The organism is Algoriphagus formosus, assembly GCF_002807035.1.
GTDB lineage: Bacteria > Bacteroidota > Bacteroidia > Cytophagales > Cyclobacteriaceae > Algoriphagus > Algoriphagus formosus.
Window position 1 is genome coordinate 375,428 of the sequence record NZ_NIUC01000003.1, and the last position, 13,499, is coordinate 388,926.

At 38.6% G+C, this 13,499-nt stretch carries 11 protein-coding genes; 5 read left to right on the forward strand and 6 right to left on the reverse strand.

All coding sequences use genetic code 11. The features are described 5' to 3' along the window. The first annotated feature begins 8 nt into the window (after nucleotides 1–8). From CDH51_RS17090 to CDH51_RS17110, 5 genes are read left to right on the forward strand one after another with little or no spacing between them, the layout of a single operon-like run. The gene (locus tag CDH51_RS17090) at nucleotides 9–431 is read left to right on the forward strand and encodes a hypothetical protein (RefSeq protein WP_198514332.1); all 423 of its coding nucleotides are present in this window, start codon (nucleotides 9–11) and stop codon (nucleotides 429–431) included. Then, on the forward strand, nucleotides 428–1,219 hold the full coding sequence (locus CDH51_RS17095; RefSeq protein WP_100629755.1) for a phospholipase D-like domain-containing protein: 792 nt from the start codon (nucleotides 428–430) through the stop codon (nucleotides 1,217–1,219). Before CDH51_RS17090 ends, CDH51_RS17095 begins: the two co-directional genes overlap by 4 nt. Next, nucleotides 1,220–3,094, forward strand: coding sequence for a site-specific DNA-methyltransferase (locus tag CDH51_RS17100; protein WP_100629756.1), 1,875 nt, complete (start codon nucleotides 1,220–1,222; stop codon nucleotides 3,092–3,094). It begins immediately after the preceding gene. A gap of 3 nt (nucleotides 3,095–3,097) precedes the next feature. Beyond that, nucleotides 3,098–6,070, forward strand: coding sequence for a restriction endonuclease (locus CDH51_RS17105; protein ID WP_100629757.1), 2,973 nt, complete (start codon nucleotides 3,098–3,100; stop codon nucleotides 6,068–6,070). Continuing rightward, entirely contained in the window at nucleotides 6,070–7,047 is a 978-nt protein-coding gene (locus CDH51_RS17110; RefSeq protein ID WP_100629758.1) for a hypothetical protein, read from the forward strand. Before CDH51_RS17105 ends, CDH51_RS17110 begins: the two co-directional genes overlap by 1 nt. Here the strand turns inward: CDH51_RS17110 and CDH51_RS17115 are convergent, their stop codons facing one another. The 6 genes from CDH51_RS17115 to CDH51_RS17150 form a co-directional block, all read right to left on the reverse strand. Then, nucleotides 7,048–7,689 carry a hypothetical protein gene (locus tag CDH51_RS17115; RefSeq protein ID WP_100629759.1) on the reverse strand — a complete coding sequence of 214 codons (642 nt, stop codon included), beginning with the start codon at nucleotides 7,687–7,689 and terminating at the stop codon, nucleotides 7,048–7,050. It lies immediately after the preceding gene. Between the two features lie 725 nt (nucleotides 7,690–8,414). Further along, nucleotides 8,415–9,419, reverse strand: a complete 1,005-nt coding sequence (locus CDH51_RS17125) for a DUF4407 domain-containing protein (RefSeq protein WP_100629761.1) — start codon at nucleotides 9,417–9,419, stop codon at nucleotides 8,415–8,417. Between the two features lie 4 nt (nucleotides 9,420–9,423). Beyond that, nucleotides 9,424–9,984 (reverse strand): hypothetical protein, encoded by a 561-nt coding sequence (locus CDH51_RS17130; protein ID WP_100629762.1) that lies wholly within the window; start codon nucleotides 9,982–9,984, stop codon nucleotides 9,424–9,426. A gap of 25 nt (nucleotides 9,985–10,009) precedes the next feature. Next, complete coding sequence (locus tag CDH51_RS17135; RefSeq protein WP_100629763.1) at nucleotides 10,010–10,300, reverse strand: HNH endonuclease; 291 nt, start codon at nucleotides 10,298–10,300, stop codon at nucleotides 10,010–10,012. Between the two features lie 228 nt (nucleotides 10,301–10,528). Then, complete coding sequence (locus tag CDH51_RS17145) at nucleotides 10,529–10,837, reverse strand: DUF4258 domain-containing protein (protein ID WP_100629765.1); 309 nt, start codon at nucleotides 10,835–10,837, stop codon at nucleotides 10,529–10,531. Nucleotides 10,838–10,960: 123 nt separating this feature from the next. Further along, complete coding sequence (locus tag CDH51_RS17150; protein ID WP_100629766.1) at nucleotides 10,961–12,028, reverse strand: helix-turn-helix transcriptional regulator; 1,068 nt, start codon at nucleotides 12,026–12,028, stop codon at nucleotides 10,961–10,963. Nucleotides 12,029–13,499: the final 1,471 nt, after the last annotated feature.

Sequence of the window (13,499 nt, forward strand, 5' to 3'; positions counted from 1 at the left end):
TCCAAATTTTGAGTAAAACTTTCCAAAGGCTAAAAAAAAGGGATTCATACCTATTTGATATCAACATTCATGAAGATGCCCTAAGTAATAGGCTTGCTGGCTATTTGAGAGATGAATTGGAGTCTGAATTGATTTCTGTAGATACTGAGTATAATCGCCATGGGGATCAATTAAAGAAATATGGCTTAGAAGGAAGATCGGCTGTGGTAGACATAGTAGTCCATTCCAGAGGAAACGATGATTTGAATCTTTTTGCCATTGAAAGTAAAAAAATAAATGCCTCTCAGGATGACTACAATAAGATCAATGCCCTTGTCGACCATGAGTTTAATTATCGATTTGGAGTTGTTTTGGAGTATTTTTCCGGTAGAGCTGAGATTTTCAGGAGAAATGAAAATGGGTTAATTGTCAGTGAAGAGATTAGACTATGAGAGCATTTTTCAATCAGATTCAAAAACAGATCGAGAGTCGAATCTTTGATTCCAAGGAGTCGATTCAAGTGGCAGTTGCATGGTTTACGAATATGGAACTTTTAGCTCATTTAGCTGAAAAGGCAGATGCGGGAGTGTCTGTGAAAATCCTTATAAGTAATGATATCATCAACAAGAGACTCGATTTTTCAAAGGCAAAAAAAGCAGGAGTAGAACTATCGATTATGGATGGGGATAGATTCCTACATGAAAAGTTTGCTTTATTCGATAGAAAAAAACTGATTTCTGGTTCGTACAACTGGACCAATGGTGCTGAATATTGCAATCATGAGTCTATCATTGAATCGGAAAATGAAACGCTGATAAATCAATATAACATCCGATTTAAGAAGCTTTGGGAGATTGCAGAAAACTTCAAAATTGAAAGATTGATCAACCAAAACTCGGAAGGATTTCTGAAGCAGGAAGAGGAACTAAAAGAACTCGAACAAGAACTGGAAAAGGAAATTCTCGATACGTTGGAGGAATTAAAAAAACTAAAAGTGCCAATTAGTAAGACCATAGTTCTCGATATGATCCATCGATATGGTGCGATTGGTGCTTGCAGAAAAGTATTGGAAAAAGGTAATGATGACTCGATGATTCCATCAGGCTTTACCAAGCTTGTGGAAGTAAATCGAATGGATCAATCCTTTGAATACATAATGACTAAAGAAAAATACCGGAAGCTTTTTTCTGATAAAATGCTTCAATTAGCCGAAGAACGACTTAAAAAATTTTCAAGATAAATGTCCCACGAACGATTAAAACCCGAATACCTTTTTGACGAGGAAAAGATCAAACAGCTCAAACAGATTGCGCCAGAGTGTTTCGAGGATGGTAAGATCAATTTCGAAACCTTACGCCAAAATCTCGGTCAATGGGTGATCGATGAGGATGAAGAAATTGAACATTTCGGACTTTCTTGGCCTGGTAAGAAGGATGCCCGAAGACTCGCCTCGATCCCATCTCAGGGCACTTTGGAGCCTATTTATGGAGAAGGTTTGAAATCTGATGGAACTCCCGACACAGACGGTAAAAACGATTCCAAAAATATCTTTATTGAAGGGGAAAATCTTGAAGTTCTTAAGATTCTTCAAAAGAGCTATGCAGGAAAGATCAAGATGATCTATATCGATCCCCCCTACAATACAGGGAATGATTTTGTCTATGATGACGACTTTACCGAACCCCTTCAAGAATACCTCAGAAGGACAGGACAGGTAGATGAAGAAGGAAAACCGCTTACCACCAATAAGCGTGCAGATGGTCGTTTTCATTCCAAGTGGCTATCGATGATATACCCTAGACTTCGATTAGCAAGAAATTTACTTTGTGAGGAAGGAATTATTTTCGTAAGTATTGATGACAATGAGGTTCATAATTTAAGAGCAGTCCTAAATGAAGTTTTTGGAGAAGAAAATTTTTTAGCTCAGTTTGTTTGGAAACGAAGACAAAATCCTGATAGCAGAAACCAAAACATGGTTTCACCTGACCATGAGTATGTGCTAAGTTTTTCTAAAACGGATCTGTTCAAGTTTAAAGGCAAACCAATTGATATTTCAAAATATACTAATCCAGATAATGACCCTAGAGGACCTTGGGCCAGTATTGATCTTTCAGGACTTGCAAATTCAGCTCAAAGACCAAATCTTCATTATGATATAATTGATCCCAAAACTGGTTTTCATTACCCTCCAAATCCAAAACGGGGATGGTCAAAATCAAAAGCGAATATTGAGAAAATGATCGAGGAAGGCAGAATTCTTTTCCCTTCCAAGCCAACAGGAAGACCACGGGAGAAAAAATTTCTGCAAGATGTAAAAAATGATTTTACTGGATTTTCTACTTGGTTAGACTCAAAGGATGTTGGATATACCACTAACGGAACCAGAGAGGTTGCTGAAATTTTTGAAGGGAAGAAAATTTTTGATTTCCCGAAGCCTAAAGATTTAATAAAAAAGCTAATTGAACAATCAACCACAGAAGGTGACACCATTCTTGACTTTTTCGCTGGTTCAGGCACCACTGCACATGCTTGTTTGGAATTAAATGACCTAGAGAAGGTGAAAAGAAACTTCATAACGGTACAATTTCCAGAAGAAGTGGATCAAAACAGCGATGCAATCGGATTTGGATTGGATAACTTGTCTAAAATTTCGAAAGAAAGAATAAAGAGAAGTTCAAATCTACTTAGTGAAAACGCTTCACTAGATATTGGGTATAGATCATTTAAACTAACCCAAACAGCTTTCAAAAATTGGGAAATCCAATCGAGTGGTAGATTGGATTCATTAGAAAAGAGCCTTGATCTTTTCAATCAAAGTCCTTTAGTTGAAAATTGGTCAAAAGAAGGGCTTTTAACAGAAGTCACATTAATTGAAGGATTTACTCTGTCAAGTTCATTTGAAAAACTCTTAGAATTTTCCAAAAATAAAATCATCCAAGTGACGGATGATTATTGTGAGCACAGCTTATTGGTATGTCTTGATGAGAAAATTCATAGCGAGACCATCGAACAACTGAAGTTGAGCGGTCAGGATATTTTTATCTGCTTGGATTCGGCAATCAGTAATGTGGAGAAACTGAGGCTTTCTGACAAGGGATTAATCAAAACGATCTAAGTTATGAATAAGCTCAAAATCCAATTTGAATCCGATCAGCCTCATCAAATTCAGGCCATAGGAAGTATCGTTCAGCTTTTTGAAGGGTTCACTAAAAAGACCACTGGATTCCAGATGGGCGATGATACCGTCCCCAATCTTGATCCCTTCGAATGCCTCGATGAAGGTTGGCTCTTTGATAATCTTCTTTCAGTTCAGAGACAAAATGGGCTGGTTGAGGACATGGTTCTCAACTTTGAGGATGGATTCGAAATGAGTGGTATCGACTCTTGGAGATATCCTTACTACACCGTCGATATGGAAACTGGTACAGGAAAAACCTATGCCTACTTCCGTACCATAAATGAGTTGCGGAAAAATTACGGTTGGGGTAAATACATCATTGTGGTCCCGAGTGTGGCGATTTACGAAGGGGTGAAAAAGACTTTTCAGATGACTCGGGAGCATTTCAAGACGCTCTATGGAAATGAGTCAGTCAACTTGATTGAGTATTCGGGTAGCAAGTTGAGCAAGCTCAGAAATTTTTCTTCCTCTGCCAATGTAGAGATCCTTTTGATAACCATAGACTCATTTAATAGTGAGAAGAATGTAATTTTCAAACCCACAGAAAAACTTCAAGGTGAAAAACTTCCATATCATTACATCCAAGAGACCAGACCAATTGTAATTCTGGATGAGTCTCAAAATTACACAACTGAAAAGTCCAAGCAGGCATTTAGGACCCTTCATCCACTTTTTGCATTGAAATATAGTGCTACACCAACTGAGCGTGGTCGTACCAAACATGAGGATCGGGAGTTGATGAACCGAGTTTATTGGTTATCACCTGTAGATGCTTTTAAACAAAATCTTGTCAAGAAAATTGAGGTACTCTCCGTTGAGGAGCAATTCAATATGAATGACAATCAGATGTCATTCAGTTTTTTGGAGGGCAGGAAAGGTTTTGGGCCGGAGGTAGAAGCGAGACTTCAGGTAGTAAAAAATGGCGAGAAGTCCGTGGAGAAAGTCCGATTGAAAGGCAATGAAGACCTTTTTGAAAAGACTGGTAATGAAAATTATTTAGGTCTGAAAGTCGAAAGTATCGATAAAAGGAATGGGGTGATCATCATTAGTGGTGATGAATACCAAGTAGCAGAAGGTGGTGAAGTTACACTCTCAAAAGAGGAGATTTTCAGAGTTCAGATTGAAGAGACAATCAAAGCTCATATGGTCAAGCAAAAACAGCTTTTGGCAAGTGGGGTAAAGGTTCTTTCACTTTTCTTTATTGATAAAGTAGCTAACTATGTGGAGAGTGATGGAGTGATCAAAAGACTTTTTGATGAAGCTTTTGATCGGATCAAGTTAAACTACCCATTCTATAAAGGTTACAATGCAGAGCAGGTCAGAGAAGGATATTTCGCTAAAAAGACAGCCAAGAATAAACCAGATGAATTTGTCGATACAGGGATTGAGAAGAAAACTAAAGCGGAAAAAGAACTGGAAAAAGAGGCGTATGACCTAATCATGAAAAAAAAGGAACAACTTCTTAGTTTTGATGAAAAAGTCTGTTTCATTTTTGCTCACTCAGCTCTTAAAGAGGGGTGGGATAATCCCAACGTTTTTCAAATTTGTACTTTGAATACCGCAACCTCTGAACGGAGGAAACGACAGGAGATTGGTCGTGGTCTTCGATTGGCTGTCAATCAAGATGGACAACGAGTGATGGATGAAGGAATCAATATCTTGACAGTCATAGCCAATGAAAGCTATGAACAATATTGCAAAGACCTTCAGAATGACTACTTGGAGAGTGGAGACATTGCACCACCAATGCCATCCAATGCTCGAAAAACTTTAGCAAAAAGGAACAACAAGATTTTCGAATCAGAGGATTTTAAAAACTTTTGGAATAAGCTTTGCCGAAAAACCACCTACCAGATCGAGATCGATGAGCCTCAACTTCTTTATAAGTGCATTGGGAAATTGAATCTTGCAAAATATCCTGAACCAAACATAGTAGTGGTTAAAGGAAAGTTTGTAATGACCACTTTTAAAATCACTTTCCTTAAAGCACAGGTAGGAATGGTTAGGTTAAGGATTGAGAGAGAAGATACCCTTGGAGAGACTTCTACTCAAGATGGAGTTTGGTTTAAGGTTGGTGATGATCTGGCAAAAAAGGCCAAAGATGAACGCTTGAAAGGTTTTAAGATTGTTGAAATCAAGTCAGATGGAGACAACTCCATTGTATATTTTGGGGATTATGGTCCATTGAGAATTGGGGAATCTCATCAGTTCACTAGCGAAAGAGGTCAAAAAGGAGATCCACAATCGAAACAGGAGGCACAGACAAACTATCCTGTATTCAATTTTATACAACGTGCGGCAGATGCGACATCCTTAACGAGAGGGTTTTTAGTGCAAATCTTCAAATCATTAAATGAAGATGTAAAAACGAGAATCTTCAAGAATCCAGAAGGGTTTACCTCAGTTTTTATTGAAAAGATCAAGGAAGTATTGGCTGATCATATTGCAGAGAGAATAGAATATACTCTGACAGAAGAGTTGAATGATCTTGATCCTGATATGATGTTTCCTGAAAGTCGGAAATTCCCCCAAAAGGAATTAATTGAGGGAGCAAATTGGTCTTTATACGATCAAGTTCAGATTGACTCAGATATTGAGCGAAAGTTTGTTGAATTTAAACTGAATGACCCTAAGGAGGCTGACAAGATAGTTTGCTACTTCAAGTTTCCTAACCAGTTTAAAATCTCTATTCCAAAGATTATTGGTAATTACAATCCCGATTGGGGTATTATACGATGGGATGAAAATCACAAACTGAAACTCGAATTGGTGCGAGAAACCAAAGGAAATGTAAATCCCAACCTACTCCAGTTCCCTAATGAAAAGCGGAAAATTGATTGTGCCACCAAACACTTTGAATTGACTGGAGTGGACTATAAGCAAATTAAAGGGGATGAAGTGGTTTGGTGGTGATGAAATACTATAAAGATCAACTGGAATACCTTGGAAATCCATACTTAACCGATATGGATGAAATTAAAAGAGTGATATCCAATCTAATGGAAAGGCTAAATCAAGATTGCAGTAGCCTTTCAATTGCCGAAAAGGATTGGATTTGCTCAAAAATTCAAATTCTTCATAATGAAAAAGATGAGCTACTCGATCCATATGATTTTCCCTGCTGTGATGAGTCCATTTTTTACGACCGATATCTTTGGTACTTCAATAATTTAGAAGGGTTTTATCCAGTTAGGATCTGGAAAGGTGAAGTTACAGGCCATGACAAAGAGAGAGATATACAAATGCTTGAAAGACATCATCAGTCTTGGAAAGCAATAATTCTCAACAATTCCCATAGCGACTCATTATTGAATAACATTTCTACTGAAACAAGACATCAATTAAGGGAGATTGAAAGGTACTGTCGAAAGGCGTTTTTGGGAGCTAATAAAAGAAAGGCTCTTGAAAAGGAATTGATATTGCATAGCAAATTTGTCTTTCGATACGTCCAAGCTTTTTATGAAGAAAATGCCCCTCATTGGACAATGGTGGTTGATGGGAAAAACATTCTCATTGATTCCTTCAGTTACGTTCACACTCTATTAAGACATTTTGGAAAATCATTAAAAGAACACCAAGATGATAAATCATACCATGTGGAAGGGTTGGATTACAAGAATTTACCTCTAGAATTTGGTAGAATTATATCAGCTTACTCAAAGATTTCTTCTGGACACTTTGATGAGCAAAAGATCTTTTTCAAAATGAATGGAAAGATTTATGCTATCTGGTTTAGGGAGTTTAAATCAAATATTAGGGGAGGTAGAGTTTTAAGTGAATTTAGGGTACAAACTTTTTACCCAGTTGAAGACCCAAAAGAATTGAAAAGAATCAACAATGACTACACCAAGGAAGTCGAATCAAATGGGTTGATATTTTTTCTAAAATAACTAACCTATCAATTTTTGAAACTCTTGAAGGGAATAGTAAACCAAAGGCTTTTTTAAAGATCTGTTGATGTATATCGGATGATAAAACCGATTTTCCTCAAAAATAGGAGACAGATAATTTCCACTTTTATTTTTCAGGACCTCAAAAATACCCTTGGCTATCGGTTCAGCACCTTGCACCTTTTTCCATGTATCAAACCATCCCAGATAGACAGGTTTATTCTTGAATTGAAGTACCAACTCATCAACTTTTGGAAAAAGAAATTGGGAGTCAATCTCATTGGCTTTGAGATGCGCAATATCAAGTTTAGGCTCTTTCAAGTAGGTCAAGTTGAAAAGTTGGATAACTCCATCCAGTTTTTTTTCAGAACCAAGATATGCACCGCTAAATATCTTTTCTAAGAATCGCATGGTAGTATCTGGTCTGAATCGTTGCCAGTCTTTTTGATGAATTTGGTAAGGACTTAGAAATGATTTAATCTGATTGAATTCCTCATAGGATACCATCCCTTCAGGTTTAGCACTGCCGGGATTTTTTAAAACAGCAGAACCAATCAAATCCCAACTTTCTCCAAATTGTAATAAGGTGATCTTTCTAAATTCATGGTCCCCCTCTAGATGGTATTCAGCGTAAACGTTCATTTGAGAAGAATTTAATTTATTCCTTTGATACCCAAAATACTTACCTGTTTTTGGTTTCCCGTAGAAGGGTTATAAAAAGATTAAAGAGTTCAGTGGGATGAATTGAAAATTTACTATCACTAGAGTCTTTGAAATTCATTTCCAGCAATTTAAAATATTTTTCTGCCAATTCTTTTTCGCACTCAGAAGCGTTTCTGATAGGAATTTGAAAATCATCATTGAATACATATTGGGTATTTTTTTTAGGTTTTAATAGTGGGATTTCCTCTGGACCAATTAGCTCAAATACATTCTTGTCAACTTTTCGACTTTGACTGTTTGAGAGTGTCTTTTTTAGGTCTGTTTTAGCTGAATGCTCTGGTTTTCTGTTTATTTCATTTTTGATAAGCTCCTAGGTTTGTTTTTCAGTGATTAGGAACACTTTGACATTGTACCAATGAGTAAATGAAAGAGAAAATCCATTTACAATGTTTTTTTTTAAACTTGAGTTAGTCCAGCTAAATATGAGTGGATAATCTACATGGTAAATGAGTGTGGACTTGATACTCCTTCCGACATAATTAGCTGCTTTATCAAAAAATAAGCTACTAGTGGCGAGATGTGTTTTGGAGGTTAGTGAAAAGCTTTCCTTGTCATAAAGCTTTATAAAGAAATAACCGGGACAAAAAATCATGAAAACATATAAGTTTATGCCGTCCCGGTTTCATTAAAAAAATCACCCCTGTTTACATTACACGCATTTTTCTTCCGCTATCCAAAAGTCTGACTACCTTGTCATAGTCATCACCCACCACTTCTTGATCTCGAAGTATTCTTGCTTTTCTTCTTTCATAGGATTGAAGCTTTTGAAGATGATAATCTTCTTCCGACTGGAGTAATTGATCGAATGTAGTATCTCCTGTGGCACTTTTATACAGGATGAAAAAGACCTCAAGGAGAAGTATAAAGAAGAAGAATACTCCATAGATAGCGATTGACATTCCATCTTTGAGGACAAAGTCATGCAGATCTTTCAGTTGACTAAGTAATGCATCTTGCCTTTTGACGATTTTTTGATCAGCATAGGTGGTAGCATCTATATCCAGTTGATCCTTTTTCGTAGCTATTTTTCGATCCAATTCTTCGATTTCATCTTGTTTTTGAGCTTGCTTCTTCTCGATAGCGTCAGATATCTTTCCTGGACCTGCTTTTCCAGAACCTCCTTGACCAGTCATTTCGGCGACGTGTAGTTTCCCAAGTTCTTCCTCGGCTTTTTCGAGTTCACTTTTTCGACTCACCATAGCTAAGATTTCACCTTTTTCCCTTTCCTTATATTCTGAAATCGCTCTTGTCTTTTCCTCCATCATTTTTTCTTGTCTATACTCAGCTAGGTCACCCTGGAACAGGGCTAGGTCAATAGCCAATGATCCAAGCAAAGTGGAAATGATAGCAAAGCCAAACCTGGTCCATTTTAATAGGGTGGTTTTCGAACGCTTTGGAGTGGCAACAAAACTCCTATCCACAGCAAGTATAGTCCCTCCAAGAAAAGCAGCGGCCAAAATAGAGCCGAATAGTCCAATCCCTATTAATACATGTGCCAAATAAAACCCTGAGAATGTCCAGAGTACCACAGGGATCAAGATCAAGAATCCCATCGTTACAATTTTCTGTCGGCTTGCGGTAGGCTGAGCCTTTACCATTTCATAATCATAGCCGAACAGCGAGCTGAATAATTTTAGTATTGTTGTCATGGCTTTAAAGTGTTTTGGTTGGTTTGAATAATACTTCACCCTCTAAATAAAGGCCGTAGCCTCGTATGAATCCTACTTTGTATTCTGTGTAGGCTTTTTCGATATACCCTTCACCGGTCATCGCCAGGTCCTTCTGAGTAACTAGATCCAACTTCTGTTTTTTTAATAGACTCAATGAATGATAAACTTTATCATGTAAGGCCATGGATTCCTCTTCCAGGGTATCTGTCAGATGCAACCTTAAGAACTCAATCTTTTCATCTAGCTCAAGAATCGCTTTATCATAAACTTGCCTGAATTCCATGGCAATTAGCTTTAGGCCTTCTCCCAGTGCAGTCATGTCCTTTGAGCTATATGCATCTCGTTCTCCTTTGAGCATAAAATCCTGCGATAGTAGGTCTTCTAGAAGCGTTTTCTCCTTTGGTTTTGAAGGGCCTCGAGACTCTATCATTTCTTCTGGATGCCTGTCCTCCGTGAAGAGGTATTTGTCGGGTATTGGGATAAACTGATCCTTTTTATCTGCCTGCGGTGTTTCTACCTGTCGTGAACCGAATAATTTTTTCATGAAAGTTGTCATAGTTTCTTTGATTTTAGATGTCTTTAATTGGAATTGAATAGTGCTGATGTCCTGTATGATGACAGGAGTCACATAATGTGACTAGGAGCGTGGGGCTATATTCCCAAGGCTTCAGCCATTCTCCCGAATGCTTGTGCCGGTGGTACTGTCGATGATGTACGTGAAGAGAGTCTGTTTTTCCACAACATTGGCATTGGTGGCCGTCTCTGTCTAGGATGGTATCTCTCAGCTTTTTCCAGCGGGGATCTACCAATCCATCGGTGTACATCTCTTTCCGTTTTGTTGTAGGGGTATCTAGAGTCATTGGTTCCTCCTTTCAGGGTTTTGGTTTTGACTTGTTTAATTGCTAAGTCGATTCCCCGCGGAGAACCTGCTGTAGGCAGTATGAATCCGAGAGGATGCTTAGGCGTTGTGATTGTTCTTGTTTTTACCTTCCATTTTGCACCTCCTTTTTGTTTTGATATTGCAAGTTTATCAGGTAAGTATGAAGCTTTTCTTCCTACTTTGATATTTCTTTCTTTATAGCTGCTTTTCAGTTTTTGAGAAGCCTTTTTGATTTCTTTTTTACTCGATGTATAGCACTCTCGTGCTTGTAGCATGTTACTACCAAAGGAGTCCCATTCACCGTCACAACCATCAGCTTTGATAATTGACCCGGATCTTGAATGCCTAAGGATTTGCTCTTTGATTTGGGTAGGTAGTGAAATTTCATCCCTTGCCTATGGATCACTCGCCCGTATCTTAAGACTGCTTGGATTTCTTCTTGGTGGATTCCGCGCTGCTGAAGTCTGATTTTACTGTGCCGACTGTAAGTCATAGAAGTGGTGGAAGGAATAGTCATTTTCTGTGATTTAAGTTGATTTCTTATTGTTGACACAAATAAAAAACCCAAGCAGGAAGCTTTACTTCCCACTTGGGTTTGACTTAAATCGATGCAACTAAATACTGGGGGCCCTTGACTTGCTTACTTGTAGTGATCTTCCATCTCCTCAACCAATTCCTTCATTTTATTCCTGACATCCACTGGCGATATCACTCTCAACTTAGGACCATGAGAAAGCAATACAGAATAGAGTTCATAATTCGGTTTTACATTAATCTTAATAGAAAACCAGTCAGGATCATCAGTGGCTTTTTCCATCTTTTGACTCTCATGAAGGAGCTTTGCTTTGAGATAAGGTAATAGTTTCTTATGTACCTCAAGCTCTATGGTCATGACTGAAAGCTGGGGATCATTAATCACTCCCAAGATCTCGTCGAAAAAATTAATGGGTTCATCTCCGGGCCCACCATAAGTTCTATAAGGGTGCTTGGAATTTTTGATTTCTTTGATTCTATCCAAAGGCAATGTGGTAAGATGATCCAATCCCTCACTTGCACAAAGCAAAAACCAGCGCCTGTTGTATTGCTTCAGTAGATAAGGCGATACTAGATATTCGCTTGCTTGATTATGACCAAACTCCTGGTAGATTACTGAAAGGGACTGCCGGTTTTCAATTGCCTGATAGAGCCTCACTATAAACTCTCCTCCTCCTTCACTATCTTGGTGATCGTATTGGACGATGATTTTCTTTTCGGAAGGGGATGATCCTGAATCTTTTGAAATCTTATTTTTCTTCACAGGAAGATCTTCTATTCGAAGTGCAAAATCATGGATCCACTCCTCATGGTGAGTACCACCAAAACGTTGCAAAAGAAAAAGTGTAGATTTAAGGTTAGCTATATCCTCTTCCTTCAGTGGCTTATTGCTGATGCTAAAATCAGGGTCTTCATATCGGTGAAAGTGCTTTGTAGATCCGGGGATTTTTTGAGAAATAATACTTGCTCCAAATCCCGCCTCACTCTCCAAATGCCTAAGATCCATTCGGATTTGTCGTGTGGTGACCGTATATTCTTCCTCAGGTTCCAAAAGTTCATTTACCTTCTTAGCGCATTTTTTAGCTAGGTCTTCCAAGGTATATTGATTGACGCGGTCTCGAAGACATTCATCCAGCACGCGATACCGGATATCTACATTCTTATTTTTTGGCATTTTTACTATGATTTCAAAATTTAAGATAAAAAAAACGGAAGACCCCTGCTACTATTCAGAGATTACTTCCGTACCTATTACTACCCACTCTGAGGTGGTCCTTAGAAAGACTGCCGCAAAATTGTGCCTATCTTCTATTTCTTGACTAATAATTGCACAACTAATAGCGTGATCTTGATCAAGAGAATGATTTTTGTACTTGTGAATTTTTTTTTGATTTAATTTTTTACAATTGATTTTCATGAAGATAAAAACGATGAAGTATCCATTCTACTTTCATCATACCTGTTGCTACCTCTGTGAGGTCAAACCTGAATTTTTCGGAGAAATTTTGTTTCGCTCCTACTTCTTTTCTTCTGTGAGCTTTTGTAAAGTGTCAAGAGCTGCCAGTAGCAGAATCTCGATAATTTCAATTGGCTCTTTTTTAAAACTCTTCGTCATGATTTGTTCATTTTTTTGTTTCGGAACAAAACTAGAAACAAGGTGTGAAATTTTTCTTCATACTTAAGAGTGAGTTTTTACAATTCTACCGGTTTACCTCACGGCAAATTATTTATCCAGGCAGTAATCAGCTCAATTCGTCTCAGTTGGCTAAAAGTGCAAAACCTGAAAGCACAGGTAGCTCGGTTTTAGTGGACCTGCCCGCCGTGGCGGGTGCAGATGTTTTCGTAAAGATACGAGATATACCATTAGCACTCCCTGCAAGCTGGCCCGTCGCTAAAATCGGCCCAAGGGCAGATTTTTAAACGCTCCATCCTCCTTGCCTGTCCGCTGTGGCGGATTTTAGTGGAAAGCCTGTCCCGATAGCGTAGCGTATCGGGATGGTGCTTTGAAGTAAAGATTCTGGATATACGATTAGCCCTCCCCGCAAGCTGGCTACTCGCTAAAACAGCCCACTGGACTGTTTCTTGACGCTCGTCCCTCCTTGCCTGTCCGCCGTGGCGGATTTTAGTGGATAGCCTGTCCCGATAGCGTAGCGTATCGGGATGGTTCTTTGAAGTAAAGATCCGAGATATACTTTTATCCTCCCCGCTGCCTGGCTACTCGCTAAAACAGTCCACCGGACTGTTTCTTCACGCTCGTCCCTCCTTGTTTTAGGGGATGCAGTACTCTGAGAAAAGATCCTTTCCCTTATTTGGTGATCAACCATAAGTCTTAATCCTTGTTTTAGTGGATGCAGTACTCTGAGTAAGTGCAAATGCATCAAAGACTGCTCAAGTAGTAGGTCTTAATCCTTGTTTTAGTGGATGCAGTACTCTGAGATATACTAATATTGCCTAAGTTCGTAGTAGGATATAGTCTTAATCCTTGTTTTAGTGGACCTGCCCGCCGTGGCGGGTGCAGATGTTTTCGTTAAGATACGAGATATACCATTAGCCCTCCCTGCAAGCTGGCCCGTCGCTAAAATCGGCCCAAGGGCAGATTTTTTAACGCTCCGTCCTCCTTGTTTTAGTGGATGCAGTACTCTGAG